Source organism: Caulobacter sp. KR2-114 (assembly GCF_049446115.1).
GTDB lineage: Bacteria > Pseudomonadota > Alphaproteobacteria > Caulobacterales > Caulobacteraceae > Acaudatibacter.
In genome coordinates, this window is record NZ_JBMSEC010000006.1 from 115159 (window position 1) to 132854 (window position 17696).

Genomic DNA, 17696 nt, shown 5'->3' on the forward strand with positions numbered 1-17696 from the left:
GGACTTCCTAGCGAAGGGCGTACTGGCTGGTGGCGCGGGCGGCCTTCAGCCGCTGCGCCTCGGGACCCACGGCCGCCTCGTCGGCGCCGGTGGCCACGGCCTCGATGATCTTCTTCGAGGCGATGTTCTGGACGTTGAGGGTGTCGCCGGCCGAAGCGTTGGCCAGCGCCTTGGCCTGCAGGGTCAGGCGGATGTCGCCGTCCTCGTAGACCACGGTGATCATGTCGCCGGCCTTGATGACCTGCGGGGCGGTGATGTCGCGCATGGCGACGCTGTCGCCCTCGCGCAGCGGCCGGCGCGCGGCCATGCCGACCACGGCGTCGACGTTGCGCGGCGCGTCCAGCGGCGCGCCGGCGGCCTTGCTCCAGATCAGGTCGCCCGGCTGCACGATGTCCCCGGCGGCCAGGCTGTGCGCCCAGCTGAGCACCTGGACGTTGTGGCCGCTGGCCGTCGCCTCGCCGCGCACGATGATGCGCCGCAGGCCGTTGGGGTTGGACCAGTCGAGCCCGGCCTGGCGGGCGATCCGCTGCACGGCCGTGGCGTCGAGCACCACGGTGGGCCCGACCCGGTCGGCGACGACCACGTCGGAGGCCGAGCCGGCGCCGACGAACAGCTCGCCCAGGGTGACCTGGCCGTTGGGATCGACGACCTGGTCGCGCAGGCTGACCGGCAGGCCGGCGTGCGCCGCGCCGGCGGCGAACAGCCAGGCGGTCAGGCCGGTGGCGAGGGTGCGGGCGAGCCGCCCGCGGGCAGGGGAGGGAGCGCTCATCCTACGACTTCACCTGGTTGGCGGTGGACAGCATCTGGTCGGCGGTGGTGACCACCTTGGAGTTCATCTCGTAGGCCCGCTGGGCGACGATCAGGGCGGTGATCTCCGACACCGCGTCGACGTTCGAGGCTTCGGTATAGCCCTGCATCAGGTAGCCGACGCCGGGGCTGCCGGGCGTGGCCACGGTGGCCGCGCCGGAGGCCGCGCTCTCCAGGAACAGGTTGTCGCCCTGGGCGTCGAGCCCGCCCTCGTTGAGGAAGGTGGCGAGCTGCAGCTGGCCGACCACCGTCGGGGCGGTCTGGCCGGCCTGGGTGACCTGCACCTGGCCGCTCTTGGAGATGGTGACCTGGGTGGCGTCCTGCGGGATGGCGATGGTCGGCTGGACCAGGTAGCCGTCCGGCGTCACCAGCTGGCCCTGGTCGTTGGGCGACAGGTTGCCGGCCCGGGTGTAGGCCGTCTCGCCCGAGGGCAGCAGCACCTGGAAGAAGCCGCGCCCCTGGATCGCCAGGTCGTACTGGTTGCCGGTCTGGGTGGGCGAGCCCTGTTCGGTGATGCGGTAGACGCTGCCCGACTTCACGCCGCCGCCGATCTGCACCCCGGTGGGCACGATGGTGCCGGTGTCCGAGGACTGCGACCCGGGGGTCTCCATCGTCTGGTACAGCAGGTCTTCAAACTCGGCGCGCTGCCGCTTGAAGCCGATGGTGTTCATATTGGCGATGTTGTTCGAAATGACTTCGACGTTCAGCTGCTGGGCCGCCATGCCCGTCGCTGCTGTTCTCAGAGCTTGCATCGTTCAGTCGTCCTAGTTCACCGACCCGAGCCGCTGGATCGAGCGGCGCGAGAGGTCTGAGGTCTGGCTCATCATGTTGGTGATGGATTCGTAGGCCCGGTTCAGCTGCACCAGCCGGGTGATCTGGGTCAGGGTCTGCACGTTCGAGCTTTCCAGCGTGCCCTGGCGCAGCTTGGCCGCGGTGGCCGGCTGGGGCTGGGCGTTGCTGGTGTTGCGATAGAGGTTGGCGCCGTCCTTCGACAGCGACGCCAGGTCGTCGAAGGTGACCGCGTCCAGCTGGCCGACCTTCTGGCCCTGCTGGCTGATCACCCCGGTCTCCGAGATGCTGACCGGGCCCTTCTGGGCGTCGAGCACGATGTCGCCGCCGTTACCCTGCACGGCGTCGCCTTCCTGGGTCACCAGCTTGCCGGTGGAGTCCAGCTTGAAGCGGCCGTCGCGGGTGTAGCGGGGCCCGGCGGCGGTCTGCACCGTGAAGAAGCCCTTGCCGTCGATGCCCACGTCCAGCGGCGCGCCCGTCTGGGTCAGCGCCCCCTGCCGGAAGTCGCGCGCCACGCCATCGTCCATCACGAACGACACCGGCGAGGTCAGGCCGGAGGTCTTGGCCGGCGCGGCCTGGTCGGTGCGGGTCATCAGATCCTCGACCTTGAAGCCCGCGGTGTCGGCGTTGGCGATGTTGTTGGCGACGATGTCGAGCTCGCGTTGCAGGACCACCTGCCGCGAGAGGCTGACATACATCGTGTTGTCCATGGCCGTGGGCTCCCTGCGGCTGGCGTGAAAACGCACAGGGTCAACAGCAACCTTCGTGCCAGTCCGAAAACCCAATGAAATCAACAAAAAGCAAGGTTAACGGGCGCCGGGCGGCGGAATCTTCCGGGCAAGGTTTGCAGCCATGGACGGCCGGCGCGGCGCGAATCCGTTTCGCGACTCACTTTGCGCGCGACGCTGAAATTCAGGGGCGCCGACCTAGCAAAAACGGCGCCAGAGCATCGTCCCGCCCAATGTGTTACCGCCAAAATGTCGCAACCCGGGCCCCCTTAGGCGTCCGTTAGTCATTGAAAATACAAGCTATTCGGAGTCGGCCCCGATCGGGCCCGGCGTTAACGAATGAACCGATCGTTAACCAGCTTCGGGCGATCACACGGGGACTTACTCTCAAGGAATCGCACGCGTGGCGAAGGACAAGTCGAAAGGCAAGGACAAGCCCGCCGACGCTGAAGCCGAAGACCAGACCACGGTCGAAGGTGAAGGCGAGGGCGGCGAAGAGGGCGGCAAGAAGAAGCTCCCTCTCAAGCTGATCCTGATCGGCGCGGCCGCGGCCCTGGTGGTGCTCGGCGGCGGTGGCGCCGCCGCGTTCTTCTTCCTGGCGCCCAAGCCAGACCCGCACGCGGCCAAGAAGCACGAGAAGCCCAAGAAGGAAGACAAGAAGGAAGCCAGCAAGGACGACAAGACCGCGCCGCAGATCAAGGACGGCCCGGACGGGGTGGTGTTCTTCACCATGCCCGACATCGTCGTGAACATGCAGACCGCCGACGGCAAGTCGACGTTCCTGAAGCTGAAGCTGACCTTCGAGCTGCCCGACCACGACACCGCCGACGCCCTGACCCCGCAGCTGCCGCGCATCCAGGACATGTTCCAGGGCTTCCTGCGCGAACTGCGGCCCGAGGACCTGTCCGGCAGCCAGGGCAGCTTCCAGCTGCGCATGGAGATCCTGCGCCGGGTGAACCTGGTGGTGGCCCCCAACAAGGTCAACGCCGTCCTGATCGAGGAGATGCTGATCAACTAGGCCGCAAGGCCTGGCTGAAGCGAACACCGCATGGCCGACGACGAACTTCCTCCTCTGGGTGACGACGCTGCCGACGGCGGCGCCAGCCCCGATGCCTGGGGCGACGCCGGCGACGACCCGATGATGGGCGCCGAGCGGATCCTGAACCAGGACGAGATCGACAGCCTGCTCGGCTTCGACATGGCCGAGGACGACTCGGGCGAGCGCAACGGCATCCGCGCGATCATCAACTCGGCCCTGGTCTCGTACGAGCGCCTGCCGATGCTGGAGATCGTCTTCGACCGCCTGGTGCGGTTGATGACCACCAGCTTGCGCAACTTCACCAGCGACAACGTCGAGGTCAGCCTCGACAACATCTCGTCGATCCGCTTCGGCGACTACCTGAACTCGATCCCGCTGCCGGCGATCCTGTCGGTGTTCCTGGCCGAGGAGCTGGACAACTACGGCCTGCTGACCATCGATTCCAACCTGATCTATTCGATCGTCGACGTGCTGCTGGGCGGGCGTCGCGGCACCGCGGCGATGCGCATCGAGGGCCGGCCCTACACCACCATCGAACGGGTGCTGGTGCAGCGGATGGTCGAGGTGGTGCTGAACGACGCCAAGACCGCGTTCGAGCCGCTGACTAAGGTCAACTTCACCCTCGACCGGCTGGAGACCAACCCGCGCTTCGCCGCCATCGCCCGGCCGGCCAACGCCGCCATCCTGGTGAAGCTGCGCATCGACATGGAAGACCGCGGCGGCCGCATCGAGCTGCTGCTGCCCTACGCGACGCTCGAACCGATCCGCAAGATGCTGCTGCAGCAGTTCATGGGCGAGAAGTTCGGCCGCGACAACATCTGGGAAGGCCACCTGGCCACCGAGCTGTGGACCACGCAGATGGAGGTGCGCGCCGTGCTCGACGAGCAGCAGGTCAACCTGCGCCGGGTGCTGGAGCTGGAAGTCGGCGACACCCTGATGCTGAACGCCACGCCCGACAGCCTCGTGGAGCTGCGGGCCGGCCAGATCCCCCTGACCCGCGGCCGCATGGGCCGGCGCAACCACCACATCGCCGTGCGCGTGGAGGCGCCGCTGTCGCCCGCCGCCAAGCGCGCCGTGCAGAGGAGCTGACATGAGCGCCGTGGCTCTGATCCTGAACCTGTTGCTGGGCGGCCTGCTGGTCATGGCGCTGGGCATGGGCTGGCGCCTGGAGCGGCGGCTCAAGGCCCTGCGCGAGAGCCAGGCGACCTTCGTCGGCGCCGTGCAGGACCTGGACCGCGCCGCCGCGCGCGCCGAACAGGGCCTGGCCGATCTGCGCGCCGCCACCGACGAGGCCGCCGAGAGCCTGGCCAGCCGCATCGCCACGGCCAAGACCCTCTCGGCCAAGCTGGACGTCTCGATCGGCCGCGCCGCCGCCATGCCCGAGCCCACCGCGGCCCGCGCCCGCGCCGACGGGCGGGCGGACGCCCGCGCCGAAGCCCGGTCCGAAGCCCGGTCCGAAGCGAGGGCCGATCATCGCGCCGAACTGCGCGCCGAGCCCCGGCTGGAGGCCCGGTCCGACGCCCGCTTCGAAGCCCGCCCGGGCGGGCGCTTCGAGCGCCGGGCCGAACAGCTGCTGGAGCGGCTCGCCGCGCAGGACATCCGCGACGACCTGATCCTGGAAGATGAGCCGGCCGCCCAGCGCCGTCCGTTCGAGGCGCGCCTGGAGGGCCTTCGCGCCCGCCTGGCCGCCGCCCCGCCGCCGGTCCCCGCCTATCAGCCCGATCCCGTCCGCTCGCGCGCCCGGGTCGACGACGACCTGTTCGACGAAGGCGCCGCGCGCAGCGCCGCCCGCGCCGACCTCGGCCTCGGAGCCCGCCGTTGAAGAGCATTCCCCGCATCCTGCCCCTGGTCGCCGTGACCATCGGCGGCGTCCTGGCCATCAAGCTGGTCGCCGGCGCCGGCGACTTCGGCGCGACCCTGGGCTCGGCCCGCGCCTTCGCCGAAGGCGTGGCCAAGACCGCCAAGTCGGCGGCCGACAAGGTCGGCGGCGACGACGCCGCCAGCGCCGCCTCGGTCGCCCCGGTGGCCAACAAGCCGGCCCCGGTCTGCGCCCCCACCGCCGCCGAGCTGGCCAAGGAAGCCGGGCTGTCGCCGGCCGAACTGCAGGTGCTGCAGAGCCTGGGCGCCCGACGCGGCCAGCTGGACCAGCGCGAACAGGGCATGGACACCCAGCTGCAGCTGGTCAACGCCGCCCAGGCCAAGCTGGACCAGCGCCTGGCGCAGCTCGAGCAGCTGAAGGCCGACGTCAACGGGCTGCTGGGCCAGATGGACGCCAAGCAGCAGGCCGACCAGGACCGGCTGGTGAAGGTCTACGAGGGCATGAAGCCCAAGGACGCGGCCGCCCGCTTCACCCTGCTGGACGACGCCGTGCGCCTGCCGATCGCGGCGAAGATGAAGGAGCGGGCGCTGTCGGCGATCCTGGCGCAGATGGCGCCGGCGGACGCCAAGAAGCTCACCGAATTGCTGGCGCAGCGCTACAACGCCGCCGCCGCGACCGTCGCCGCCGGCCGCCAGGCGGTCAACGCCCCCACCCAGACGGCCCAGGCCGCGCCGCCGCCCGTGGCCGCGCCGCCGCCGGTCGCCCAGCCGCCGGCCCAGGTCGCCCAGGCCCAGCCGACCCCCGAGAAGCCGGCCAAGCCCGCCGCGCCGCCGCGGCCCAAGCCGCGCCGCCAGGCCGCCGCCAGGCCCAAGGCGCCGCCAGCCACCGCCGCCGCCGCGCCGGCCAAGCCGCAGGCCACCGCCCAGAACAGCGCCGCCCCGGCCAGCGCCGCGGCCGCCAAGCCGGCGCCGACCCCGGCCGCCGCCGCCAAGCCCGCCGCGCCCGCGGCCAAGCCGGCTACGCCGCCGGCCGGCGCCCCCGCCGCCGCCCCGGCGGCCGGCAAGTCGGGCTAGGCGCCCGCCCATGCGCCTGCGCGCGACCCTTCGGTCCGGGGTCGCCGCCGCCAGCATCGTCATGGCGGCGGCGCCGCCAGGATTCGCTCCGGCCCTGGCCGAGGTCCCGATCAGGCCGGGCTCGCCGCTCGACATCCGTGTGGCCCAGGCCGAACAGTTCTCACGCCTGGAGTTCCACTGGGCGGGGGGCGCGCGGGTCACCAGCCGCCGCGACGGCCAGGTGCTGACCCTGCGCTTCAGCCGCGACGCCCGGCCGGACATGGCCGTGCTGCGCCAGACCCCGCCCAAGTGGCTGAAGTCGGCCCAGGCCTCGCACGACGGCGGGGTGCTGACCCTCACCCTGACCCTGGCCGACAACGCCGACGTCAAGCTGGGCGACGCCGACGGCGCCGAATACCTGAACCTGTTCGAGAAGGCGGCCCCGCCGCCGGCCGCAACCCTGGCCAGCGCCGCGCCGGGCGCGTCCGCGGCCCCCGACGCCGCCGCGCCGGCGCCGGTCTCGCAGCTGCCTTCGCCCAACCGGCCCAACCCGGTCCCCGCCAGCGGCGTGGTGCCGATGACCGCCACCGCCACCGGCGCGCAGGTGCGCTTCGACTTCACCTGGGCCCGGCCGCTGGGGGCGGCGGTGTTCCGGCGAGCCGACGCCATCTGGATCGTGTTCGACGCCCAGGCGCGCATCGACCTCAGCCAGGTGCAGCGCGGCCTGCCGCAATATTCCGACGTGCAGGCGGTGCAGGGGCCCGGCTGGACGGGCGTGCGCATCACCACCCGTGCGCCGATCGCCTTCGTCGCCGACGCCCAGGGCTCGACCTGGTCGGTCACCCTGGCGCCCTACGACCCCACGCCCACCGCGCCGGTGAACCTGACCCAGGCCGACGACGACGGTCCGGTCGGCCTGCGCGCCAACCTTTCGGGCGCCACCGGCGTCTACTGGATCGAGGATCCGGGGGCCGGCGACCGCATGGCGGTGGTCACCGCGCTTGGGCCGGCCAAGGGCGTCAATGCCGAGCACGACCTGGTGCAGATGGACGTGCTGGCCTCGGCCCAGGGCATGGCCGTGGTCCCCAACGCCGACGACGTCACCGTGGCGTTCGACGGCGACTTCGTGAAGCTGGGCCGCCCGCACGGCCTGACCCTGTCACCCGCCAGCGCCGCGCGCCGCGCCCTGACCTACGCCATGGACGCCCCGGCGCCCGCGGCCATGCCCGGCCTGATCGACGACGACTGGTCGCGCACCGGGCCGGGCGGCTTCCTGGCCCGATACGACGCCCTGATGGAGCCGGTGGCGGCCGAGGAGGCCAAGGGCCAGGTCGGACCGGTGCAGGCGCACCTGGGCTTGGCGCGGTTCCTCGTCGGCTCGCAGCTGTCGTTCGAGGCGATCGGCGTGCTGAACGACGCCATCCGCCAGCACCAGTACCTGGGCTCGGACGCCGAGTTCCGCGCCCTGCGCGGCATGGCCCGGGTGATGGCCGGCCGCTATGCCGAGGCGCAGAACGACCTGGGCGTGCCGGCGCTGGCCGACAACGCCGCCGCCGCCAACTGGCGCGGCTATGTCGCCGCCAAGCAGAGCCGCTGGGCCGACGCCAAGCGCGAGTTCGCCGCCGGCGCCTCGGCGATCAACCAGTTCTCGCCCTATTGGAAGACCCGCTTCGGCCAGGCCGGCGCGCAGGCCTCCATGGCCCTGGGCGACAACGGCGCGGCCAGCGCCTGGATCGATTTCGCCCTGGCCAACACCACCTCTGTGCACGACCAGCTGGACGCGCGGGTGCTGCAGGCGCGCCTGTTCGAGGCCGAGGGCTATACCGACAAGGCGCTGGGCATGTTCCGCGCCCTGGCCACCGCCGCCAGCGACGACATCGCCGGCCCGGCCCTGCTGCACGTCACCAAGATCCAGTACGACCGCGGCGCCCTGCCGCCGGCCAAGGCGGCCGAGGTCTACGACCAGCTGCGCTATCGCTGGCGCGGCGGTTCGTTCGAGCTGGAGACCATCCGCACCCTGGGCCAGCTCTACCTGGCGCAGGGGCGCTACCGCGAGGCGCTGGAGGCGCTGCGCTCGGCCGGCCAACGCCTGCCGGACTCGCCCGAGGCCGCGCAGCTGCAGGCCGATCTCGACGCCGCGTTCCGCAGCCTGTTCCTCGACGGCCAGGCCGACGGCCTGCAGCCGATCCAGGCCCTGGCGCTGTTCTACGACTTCAAGGAGCTCACCCCGCTGGGTTCCGATGGCGACCTGATGGTTCGCAAGCTGACCCGCCGGCTGGTGGACGTCGACCTGCTGCCGCAGGCGGAGGACCTGCTGAAGTACCAGGTGGACAACCGCCTGGACGGGGTGCCCAAGGCGCAGGTGGCCACCGACCTGGCGACCATCTACCTGATGGACAAGCAGCCGGAGCAGGCGCTGGACGCCATCAACGCCACGCGCTCCACCGTGTTGCCGCAGGCGCTGAACCTGCAGCGGCGGATCATCGCCGCCCGCGCCCTGACCGGGCTTGGCCGCTACGACGACGCCAGCGAGATGCTGGGCACCGATCCCTCCCCCGACGCCAACGACGCCCGCGCCGAGATCGCCTGGCGGCAGAAGTCCTGGGCCGAGGCCGGCGGCCTGTTCGAGAAGATGCTGGGCGAGCGCTACAAGCTGGGCGGGCCGCTGTCGGCCGACGACGAGGGCAAGCTGCTGCGCGCCGGGGTGGCCTTCTCGCTGGCCGGCGACGACGCCGGCCTTGGCCGGCTGCGCGAGCACTACGGTCCCTATGTCGATTCCACCCGCAACCCGGACGCCCTGCGCGTGGCCCTCACCGGCATCGCCGCCTCGCGCGTCTCGGTGGCCGATCTAGGCCGCATCACCGCCGACAACCAGGCGTTCTCAGGCTGGGTGGCCAAGATGAAGGACCGCTTCCGCAACCCGCCGCCGCCCCTGCCGGCCGCGCCGGTGAAGCAGGCCGCCGCCACCGCGCCGGCGACCAAGGGCTAGCTCGGCGCTTCGCTGGAGCCCCCATCCCCCGCTTCGCGGGGACTTCCCCCGGAGGGGCAAGAGAACGGACCAGGCGGGCCCAGGCAATGTCTCTCTTCCCCCTTTGGGGGAAGTACCGCCGAAGGCGGGGAAGGGGGCTGCAAGCGCCCTAAGCGCTCATCCGCGCGCGATCGGTCCAGCGGTTGGCCAGGGGGTCGCGCAGGCGGCCGTCGCCCTGGGTCATCGACTTCTTGCGCCACTCGGCGCGCAGCACCGCCTTGCGGCCGGGATAGCGCTCCTCGAGGAACTCGGCCTGGCTGACCCGGTCGGTGCGGAAGTGGCGGAAGTCCTGGCGCAGCTCGCACCAGGCGGCGATGATCCGCACGGTCTCGTAGTAGCCCACGGCGATCGGCCAGACGGTGCGGCGGGTCTCGCGGTCGGCCTCGTCGCGGTACAGCAGCACGATCTTGGTCTGGCCGCGGATCGCCGAACGCACCCGGCTCATGTCCACCGCATCCTCGACCTGCCAGGGGCTTTCCGGCGTGGTCAGCGCCGGCTCCAGCAGGAACGGGCGCAGATGCTCGGGGATCACCGCGCCGATCTTGGTGATCAGGTCGCGCGCCGCGCGCTTCAGCGCCGGATCGCCGCGCGCGGCCACCCAGCGCGCGCCCAGCACCGCCGCCTCGATCTCGTCCGGCGTCAACATCAGCGGCGGCAGGTCGAAGCCCTGGTCCAGCATGTAGCCGACCCCGGCCTCGCCACGGATCGGCACCCGCTGGGCGAGCAGCTCGGCCACGTCGCGGTAGATGGTGCGCAGGCTGGTCTCCAGCTCGCTGGCCATGGCCTGGGCGGTCACCGGGGCGCGGGCGCCGCGGAGGATCTGGATGATCTGGAAAAGGCGTTCTGTCCGTCGCATGTCAGGAGCCTAGCTGGAACGTCCTGACAGCATAGTGTCAGCAGGACCGACCGCTGTCATCCCAGGTGGCGTATTTCCCCTCTTGCGGGCGGTCGGCGGATCGGGCCCTTGGCGGTCATGACCCAGGTCGTCTCCGTGCGTCTCGCCCGCGAGGGCTACATCAGGATCCATGTCGTCACCCTGCAGGAGGCCGATGGCGCGCGGCACGACCGCGAGGTCGAGGACCATGGCCGCTCGGCCTGCGTTCTGCCGTACGACGCGGCGCGCAAGGTGGCCCTGATGGTGCGCCTGCCGCGCACGCCGCTGCTGCTGGCGGGAGAGCCGGAGCCGCTGTTCGAGGCCCCCGCCGGGATGATCGACGGCGACGAGGCGCCCGACGAGACTATCCGCCGCGAGGCCATGGAGGAGGCGGGGCTGGCGCTGACCGCGCTGGAGCCGGTGGCCAGGGTCTGGTGCTCGCCCGGCGTCTCGGCCGAGCGCTCCAGCTTGTTCCTGGCGCCCTACGCCGCCGCCGACCGGGTGGCCGAGGGCGGCGGGCTGGCCGAGGAACACGAGCACATCCAGGTGGTCGAGCTGCCGCTGGCCGAGCTCTGGCGCAAGGTGGAAGCCGGCGAGATCGAGGATCTGAAGACCCTGGCCCTCAGCCTGGCGCTGCACGCGCGCCATCCGGAGCTGTTCTGAGCATGCGCCGTCGTGACCTTCTGGGCGCCGCCCCGGCCTTCGCCGTGGCCCCGGCCGCGCTGCGGCACGGAATGATGCCCGCGGGCGACCCCGTGCGGGCGCGCCTCGCCGAGCTGGAGCACCGCATCGGCGGTCGCCTCGGCCTGTCGGTGCTGGACACCGGCTCGGGGCGCCGCATCGGCTGGCGCAGCGGCGAGCGGTTCGCCATGTGCTCGACCTTCAAGCTGATGCTGGCGGCCGCGGTGCTGAAGCGGGTCGATGCCGGCGCCGAGCGGCTGGACCGGCAGATCGCCTACGGGCCGCGCGACCTGCAACCCTATGCCCCGACAGCGAAGGCGCATGTGGCCGAAGGCCGGCTCAGCGTCGAGGCCCTGTGCGAGGCGGCCGTCACCCTCAGCGACAACACCGCCGCCAACCTCTTGCTGCACAGCCTGGGCGGGCCGGCCGGCTACACCCGCTACCTGCGCCGCCTCGGCGATCCGACCACGCGCCTGGACCGCACCGAACCGACGCTCAATACGGCGATCGCCGGCGACGTTCGCGACACCACCACGCCGGACGCGATGCTGGGCGACATGCGGACCGTGCTGCTGGGCGAGGCGCTGAGCCCGGCCAGCCGCCAGCGCCTGGTCGGCTGGATGCGCGCCTGCCAGACCGCCGGCGCCCGCATCCGCGCGGGTCTGCCCGCCGGCTGGAGCGCCGGCGACAAGACCGGCACCGGCGACAATGGCTCGACCAACACCCTGTCGATCCTCTGGCCCCCCGGCGGCCGTCCGCCGATCCTCGCCGCCCTCTACTGCCAGGGCTCGACCCAGCCACGGCCGGCGATCGAGGCCGTGCATGCGGACGTGGGGCGACTGATCGCGGCGATGGCGTAGACTGTCCTTCGAGGAGGCGACGCCATGCGGCTGGGCGGATTCGAGACAAGACTGCTGAGCGGCGATGTCGCCGCCCTGGAGGCCTTCTATCGCAGCCTGGGCTTCGCGCCATACGGTGCGCCCGGGGAGGTTCGGCTGGCCCGCGGCGACTGCCGGCTGGCGCTGGCGCCCGCCGGGGCGGGCGCGGCCGGGCGCACGGCGCTGGCGTTCGCGCCGGGCGACGGGGCAGCCGGCCAGGTCGACCCCGACGGGACCGCACTGGTGGAGGCCGCCCGCACGGACGGCGAGGACAGCGAGGGGGCTGCGGCGCCGTACGATCCGGTGCTCGGCTGGTACGAGCTCAGCCTCGACGTGGCCGACATCGCGCGGACGGCGGCCTTCTACGGACGGCTGGGCTTCGAGGCGGCGGGCGGGGACATCGCCCAGCGGCACCTGACGCTGCAGCGCGGCCACGGCCGGATCTGCCTCTATCAGGGCTACCTCGACCCGGCGGGAACCCAGCTGATCTTCTGGCAGGGCGATGTGGCCGCGGTGGCCGCCCTGGCCGAGCGCGAGGGCCTGAAGGTGCGTCGCGGCCTGCTGGGCGACGACGAGGGCCAGCTGAGCCTGATGCTCGAAGACCCCGACGGACGCGGGGTGTTCTTCATCTTCATTCCGGGCGTGGAGCGGCTCGAACCGGCGCGGCATGATTGAGTGGACGCCGGGTCAGGGCGCTCTCCCACGGGCGGGCGAGAGCCGTGACCTTGCGTGGAGCGACCTAGCGCCAGCGGCGGCCGTAGCCGTAGTCGCCGTCGGTCTTGTCGATGGCGATGGCGATGGCGCCGTTGTCGCCGATCGGCTTGCACACGGCGCCGCCGATGTTGCGATAGCCGTGGGTGCCGACGCCGGCGTGGATCTCGCCGTGGGCGCTGTGGTCGGGCTTGCCGTCGGCGGTCTCCAGCGGGCCGCACGGACCCATCTTCGGACCCAGCGGGCCGTCGGCGAACTCGTCGTAGGGCTGCAGGTCGGCGTCGGCGCCGGCCGGGCCGGCCGCGGTGTGCGGGCTGACGTTGGACTGGGCGCCGCCGGCGGTCGGGATCGCCTCCTGCGCCAGGGCGGCCGCGCCCATCGACAGGCTGAAGGCGAGGGCAAGGCCCAGAACGCGGCGCATGGCGCACTCCATCGGTTGGCCCCTTGGGGCCGGACGCTGACACGCTATGTGGGCGCATCCCGCGGCGAAAGCTAGGCGGATCGGGTGACCGGGCTGAAACGTCGCCGTGCCAAGGCAGCCGGCTAGGCCGACAGCGCCTCGTCGTCGGCCGCCCCTTCGCCGCCCGATCCGTCCTCGGCCGGCGCCGTCCAGCGGCCGATGGCTTCCAGCAGGCGGGCGGGGTTGATCGGCTTGCCGATGTGGTCGTCCATGCCGGCTTCCCGGCACTTGGACACCTGCTCGGGCAGGACGTTGGCGGTCATGGCCACGATCGGCGTGGCGCAGCCCATGGCGCGGATCCGGCGCGAGGCGGTCAGGCCGTCCATCACCGGCATCTGCACGTCCATCAGGATCAGGTCGAAGGCCTTGGTCTCCACCGCGTGGATCGCCTCGACCCCGTCGCAGGCGGTGTCGATCTCGATGTCGAACGGGCGCAGCAGGGTCTGCACCAGCTCGCGGTTCACCGCGACGTCCTCGACCAGCAGCAGGCGCAGCGGCCGGTCCAGGTCGACGGCCTCGGCCTCGGCGGCGCGGGGGGCGGTGACGTCGCCTTCGGCCAGCGGCAGTCTGACCTCGAACCAGAAGGTCGAGCCCTCGCCCGCGACGCTGTCGGCGCCGATCTCGCCGCCCATCATCTCGATGGTGCGCCGGCAGATGGCCAGGCCCAAGCCCGTGCCGCCGAAGCGGCGCGAGACCGAGACGTCGCCCTGGGTGAAGCGCTCGAACAGATGTCGGGTCTGGTCCTCCGGCACGCCGATGCCGGTGTCGCGCACCGCCACGCGCAGCCGGCGCAGCGCGCCGTCCGGACGCTGCGAGACGGTGACCGTGACCTGGCCCTGGCTGGTGAACTTCACCGCGTTGGACAGGAAGTTCAGCAGCACCTGGCGCAGGCGCGGGCCGTCGCCGACCAGCGGCAGGATCTCGCTGTCGGCGATCACCGTCAGCGCCAGGCCCTTGGCCGCCGCCTGTTCGCCCACCAGCGCCGCCACCCCCTCGGCCTCGGCCAGGGGGGCGAACGGCTGCGGATCGAGCTCGACCGCCCCGGCCTCCAGCTTGGAGAAGTCCAGCACGCTGTTGACGATCTCCAGCAGGGTGGAGCTCGCCTCCTTGATCAGGTGGGCGTGGCGGGCGTCCTCGGCGGAGAGGCTGGGCGAGGCCTTGAGGATGCCGGAAAAGCCGATGATGGCGTTGAGCGGCGTGCGCAGCTCGTGGGTCATGTTGGCCAGGAAGTCGGACTTGGCGGCCGCCGCGCTCTCGGCGCGCTCGCGCGCCTCGATCAGCTCGCGTTCCATCGCCTTGCGCGCATCGATCACCCGCGAGATCGACACCACGTGCAGCGAACCGTCGTCGGACTCGGCCACGCGGAAGCTGGTCTCGGCGCAGATCACCTGGCCGTCGGCGCGGACCACCCGGTATTCGGTGGTGATCTCGTCGCCCGGGGCCTTCAGGGCGGCGACCTCGGCGCGCACCCGATCGCGGTCGTCCTCGTGCACGAAGCTGTAGTTGGGCGTCGACAGCAGGAATTCCGGCGTATAGCCCAGCGCCCGCTCGATGGATGGCGAGATGTAGCCGCGGCTGCCGTCGATGCCCTGCTGGCTGATCACGTCGGTGATGTTGTTGGCCAGCATGCGGTAGCGCGCTTCGCTGAGCCTCGTCTGCGCCTCGGCCGCGAGGTAGCGGTTGCGCGCCGTCAGCATGCGGCGCACGCCGTCGGCGGCGAAGGTCACGGCCAGCAGCAGCATGCCGCACACGGGGATCAGGTCCAGGCCGAGCGGATTGTGGGTGAAGGCGATGCCCGCGACCATGCACAGCGCCGGCGTCACCCCGGCGGCGACGAAGCCGGCGGGAGACTGGTAGGCCTGGGTCTGGGCGAAGAACACCACGCTCAGCCACAGGATGACGGCGCTGATGCCGCCCTCCTTGGTTCCCGAGGCCCACATCAGGGTGGCGATGCCGGTCCAGGCGCTGGTGGTGATGGCGACGTTGATCAGGTGGTGCAGGCGCCGGCCCTGGCTGACCTTCTGGCCGCGATACTGCGCCCGGGTGACGAACCAGCCCCACAGTTCCAGGCCCGCGACGACGATGGCCCAGTCGGCGGAGAGCGCCGGCGCGACGATGCGCGACGCCAGCGCGGCCACCCCCAGCAGGATGACCATGCGCAGGGCGTAGCCTTGCTGGGCGCTCGCGGCCAGCTCGTCGAGCCCGTCATCGAGCCACTGAGACAATTCGGCTGATCTCCCCACTCCAGGGCAATTCTGCGCCGCTTCTCTTGAAGTCCCGGTTAATGAGCGCGCCCGAGGCAAGCTGTCAGGGAGATTTGTTGCAGCCCTTCCAGTAGATAGATGACCGAATGTGGCGCGCCTGCGATCCGCACGCCACAGTTGGGTGACAAGCGGAGCTATCACTTCATGAAACGCCAGCTTGGTCGAAGCCAGATGTCAAATGCTACCGCCCGTGTCCTGATCGTCGACGACGATGCGGAACTTCGCGCCAACGTCGCTACCTATCTGCAACAGCACGGCCTGACCGTGCTGCAGGCCGGCAACGCCGCCGAGGCGGACGGGGCCCTGTCCGGCGGCGACATCGACATCGTGGTGCTGGACGTGATGATGCCGGGCGAGGACGGCCTGTCGCTGTGCCGCCGGATCGTCGACGCGCACGGCCCGGCGGTGATCATGCTCAGCGCCATGGGCGACGAGGTCGACCGCATCGTCGGCCTGGAACTCGGCGCTGACGATTACCTGGGCAAGCCGTGCAATCCGCGCGAGCTGCTGGCCCGGGTCAAGGCGGTGCTGCGCCGGCACGAGGAAGGCGAGGCGCGCCCGCGCCGCGGCGGCCAGATCAGCTTCCGCGGCTTCACCCTGGACGCCGTGCGCCGCCGCCTGCGCGCGCCGAACGGTGAGACCATCCTGCTGACCGCCGGGGAATTCTCGCTGCTGAGCGCCTTCCTGGAGCATCCGCGCCAGATCCTCTCGCGCGAAAAGCTGCTGACCCTGGCCCGGGGCCCCGAGGCCGAGGTGTTCGACCGCTCGGTCGACGTGCAGATCAGCCGCCTGCGCCGCAAGCTGCAGGCCGGCGCCGCCGACAGCGACCCGGAAGAGGTGATCGCCACCTATCGCGGGGCGGGCTACCTTCTGAACGCCCAGGTCATGCGGCCCTGGGCCTGACGGCCCGCAGCGGCGTTCGGGGGCGAGGCCGGTGGATGTGAAGACCAGCAAGGTGCGCCTGGCCGGCGCGCCGATCGCGCTGCAGATCATGGCCCTGCTGCTGGTCGCCGTGGTGGTGGCCAATGCGCTGAGCTTCCTGGTGGTGGTGCTGCTGCCGCCGCCGCGGCCGACGATCTGGCGCGTGGCTGACGTCGCCGCGGCGCTCAAGGGCGGCCCGCTGACCAGCCGCGAGGGCAAGACCCTGGTGCGGCGCATCCAGCCCGCCGCGCCGCGCAATCCCGATCCCCATCGCCACGGCGGCGGGCCGCTGCACGCCATGCTGGCGCAGGACCTGGGCATGCCCGCCGAGAAGGTGGCCCTGGTGGAGACGCATCCCTCGCAGCGCTTCGGCCCGGACATCATGGGCGGCCTGGCGGTGCTGCCGGCGCGGGAGTTCCGCCGCCGCGACGGCGAGCGGCGCGACGGCGACCGGCCGCCGCCGGGCGTTCCGGTCGGGGCGGGCGCGCCGCCGCAGGGCTTCGATCCTGGCCGCCTGGCCGGTGGGGAGGGCGCGCCGTCGCCCGCGCCCGGACCTGCGCCGGGCCAAGCCGCCGGGGGCCCTCCGCCGGACGATCGCGGCCCGATTTACCGCTATTTCGAAGCCCAGGGCGGCGGGCCGCGGGCGTTCGAACGCATGCCGATCGTCGGCGACTTCCAGGCCGGCGCGCAGATGGCCGACGGGCGCTGGCTGGTGGTGTCCACGCCGCAGGAGCCGTTCCCCAACGCCTGGCAGCTGCGCGTGCTGCTGTGGCTGGTCGCCTGCCTGGTGGTGATCGGCCTGGGCGGCTGGCTGTTCAGCCGGCGGATCACCGCGCCGATCCGCGCCTTCGCCGAGGCCGCCGAGCATCTGGGCCGCGACCCGCGCCAGGGGGGGCTGCCCCTGTCCGGCTCCGCCGAGATCGGCAAGGCGGCGGCCGCCTTCAACCGCATGCAGGAGCGTCTCAAACGCTACGTCGACGACCGCACCGCTATGGTCGCGGCCATCTCGCACGACCTGCGCACGCCGCTGGCGCGCATCCGCTTCAAGGTCGAGGACGCGCCCGAGGCCGTGAAAGGCCCGGTGATCCGCGACATCGAGCGCATGGAGCACATGATCACCGCGGTGCTGGCCTTCATCCGCGACGCGTCCGAGCCCTCGCACCGCGAGCGCCTGGACCTGCGCTCGGTGCTGGAGGTGGCGGCCGACGACGCGGCGGCGATGGGCGACGACGTGCCGGTGTCGGGCGAGGATCGGCCGATCATCGTCGACGGCGATCCCAACGCCCTGGTGCGAGTGTTCGGCAACCTGATCGAGAACGCCCTGAAGTACGGCCACAGCGCCGAGGCGCGGGTGTTCCAGGCCGACGACCACGCCGTGGTCGAGGTGGTCGACACCGGCCCCGGCCTGGCGGCCAGCGAGATGGAGCGGGTGTTCCAGCCCTTCTACCGCGCCGACCCGGCCCGCACCCTGACCACCGACGGCGTCGGCCTCGGCCTGGCGGTGGCCCGCTCCATCGTCCGCGGCCACGGCGGCGACATCGTGCTGCGCCCCAACGCCCCCTCGGGCCTGATCGCGCGGGTCAGCCTGCCGCTGGCGGCGGGGCGGTAGCGGCGTTTTCGACCGCCTCGACTGTCATCCCGGAAA

Annotated in this window: 16 protein-coding genes; 10 read left to right on the forward strand and 6 right to left on the reverse strand. The window is 71.9% G+C overall.

Annotated elements, in window-relative coordinates:
• Window positions 1-7: 7 nt before the first annotated feature.
• The 3 genes from flgA to flgF are packed head-to-tail and all read right to left on the reverse strand — an operon-like array spanning window position 8 to window position 2306.
• Entirely contained in the window at window positions 8-715 is a 708-nt protein-coding gene (gene flgA / locus ACO2Q3_RS20325; protein ID WP_423310390.1) for a flagellar basal body P-ring formation chaperone FlgA, read from the reverse strand.
• A gap of 55 nt (window positions 716-770) precedes the next feature.
• Complete coding sequence (gene flgG / locus ACO2Q3_RS20330) at window positions 771-1559, reverse strand: flagellar basal-body rod protein FlgG (protein WP_423309945.1); 789 nt, start codon at window positions 1557-1559, stop codon at window positions 771-773.
• 12 nt (window positions 1560-1571) lie between these two features.
• Window positions 1572-2306 (reverse strand): flagellar basal-body rod protein FlgF, encoded by a 735-nt coding sequence (gene flgF, locus ACO2Q3_RS20335; RefSeq protein ID WP_423309947.1) that lies wholly within the window; start codon window positions 2304-2306, stop codon window positions 1572-1574.
• 421 nt (window positions 2307-2727) lie between these two features.
• Here flgF and ACO2Q3_RS20340 point away from each other — a divergent pair, with 421 nt between their 5' ends.
• The 5 genes from ACO2Q3_RS20340 to ACO2Q3_RS20360 are packed head-to-tail and all read left to right on the forward strand — an operon-like array spanning window position 2728 to window position 9223.
• A complete protein-coding gene (locus ACO2Q3_RS20340; protein WP_423309949.1) occupies window positions 2728-3342 on the forward strand; it encodes a flagellar basal body-associated FliL family protein in 615 nt (204 codons plus the stop codon).
• Window positions 3343-3372: 30 nt separating this feature from the next.
• The gene (gene fliM, locus ACO2Q3_RS20345) at window positions 3373-4452 is read left to right on the forward strand and encodes a flagellar motor switch protein FliM (RefSeq protein WP_423309951.1); all 1080 of its coding nucleotides are present in this window, start codon (window positions 3373-3375) and stop codon (window positions 4450-4452) included.
• 1 nt (window position 4453) lies between these two features.
• Window positions 4454-5185, forward strand: coding sequence for a DUF6468 domain-containing protein (locus ACO2Q3_RS20350; protein WP_423309953.1), 732 nt, complete (start codon window positions 4454-4456; stop codon window positions 5183-5185).
• The gene (locus ACO2Q3_RS20355; protein ID WP_423309955.1) at window positions 5182-6255 is read left to right on the forward strand and encodes a MotE family protein; all 1074 of its coding nucleotides are present in this window, start codon (window positions 5182-5184) and stop codon (window positions 6253-6255) included. The genes ACO2Q3_RS20350 and ACO2Q3_RS20355 overlap by 4 nt, the downstream gene beginning before the upstream one ends.
• A gap of 10 nt (window positions 6256-6265) precedes the next feature.
• On the forward strand, window positions 6266-9223 hold the full coding sequence (locus ACO2Q3_RS20360) for a tetratricopeptide repeat protein (protein ID WP_423309957.1): 2958 nt from the start codon (window positions 6266-6268) through the stop codon (window positions 9221-9223).
• A 148-nt stretch (window positions 9224-9371) separates the two neighbouring features.
• On the opposite strand, the gene ACO2Q3_RS20365 is transcribed toward ACO2Q3_RS20360, so the two are convergent.
• The gene (locus ACO2Q3_RS20365) at window positions 9372-10118 is read right to left on the reverse strand and encodes a helix-turn-helix transcriptional regulator (protein WP_423309959.1); all 747 of its coding nucleotides are present in this window, start codon (window positions 10116-10118) and stop codon (window positions 9372-9374) included.
• Between the two features lie 117 nt (window positions 10119-10235).
• Between ACO2Q3_RS20365 and ACO2Q3_RS20370 the strand changes: the two genes are divergently transcribed.
• The 3 genes from ACO2Q3_RS20370 to ACO2Q3_RS20380 are packed head-to-tail and all read left to right on the forward strand — an operon-like array spanning window position 10236 to window position 12370.
• Window positions 10236-10799, forward strand: coding sequence for an NUDIX domain-containing protein (locus ACO2Q3_RS20370; RefSeq protein ID WP_423310392.1), 564 nt, complete (start codon window positions 10236-10238; stop codon window positions 10797-10799).
• Between the two features lie 2 nt (window positions 10800-10801).
• Entirely contained in the window at window positions 10802-11677 is an 876-nt protein-coding gene (gene bla / locus ACO2Q3_RS20375) for a class A beta-lactamase (protein ID WP_423309961.1), read from the forward strand.
• 24 nt (window positions 11678-11701) lie between these two features.
• Window positions 11702-12370 (forward strand): VOC family protein, encoded by a 669-nt coding sequence (locus tag ACO2Q3_RS20380; RefSeq protein ID WP_423309963.1) that lies wholly within the window; start codon window positions 11702-11704, stop codon window positions 12368-12370.
• A gap of 64 nt (window positions 12371-12434) precedes the next feature.
• Here ACO2Q3_RS20380 and ACO2Q3_RS20385 read toward each other — a convergent pair whose 3' ends face one another.
• Window positions 12435-12827 (reverse strand): hypothetical protein, encoded by a 393-nt coding sequence (locus tag ACO2Q3_RS20385; protein WP_423309965.1) that lies wholly within the window; start codon window positions 12825-12827, stop codon window positions 12435-12437.
• A 122-nt stretch (window positions 12828-12949) separates the two neighbouring features.
• Complete coding sequence (locus ACO2Q3_RS20390) at window positions 12950-15091, reverse strand: ATP-binding protein (RefSeq protein ID WP_423309967.1); 2142 nt, start codon at window positions 15089-15091, stop codon at window positions 12950-12952.
• A 210-nt stretch (window positions 15092-15301) separates the two neighbouring features.
• Here ACO2Q3_RS20390 and ACO2Q3_RS20395 point away from each other — a divergent pair, with 210 nt between their 5' ends.
• Together ACO2Q3_RS20395 and ACO2Q3_RS20400 are read left to right on the forward strand one after the other, a co-directional pair.
• Window positions 15302-16033, forward strand: coding sequence for a response regulator (locus tag ACO2Q3_RS20395; protein WP_423309969.1), 732 nt, complete (start codon window positions 15302-15304; stop codon window positions 16031-16033).
• 31 nt (window positions 16034-16064) lie between these two features.
• Entirely contained in the window at window positions 16065-17660 is a 1596-nt protein-coding gene (locus tag ACO2Q3_RS20400) for an ATP-binding protein (protein WP_423309971.1), read from the forward strand.
• Window positions 17661-17696 lie beyond the last annotated feature (36 nt).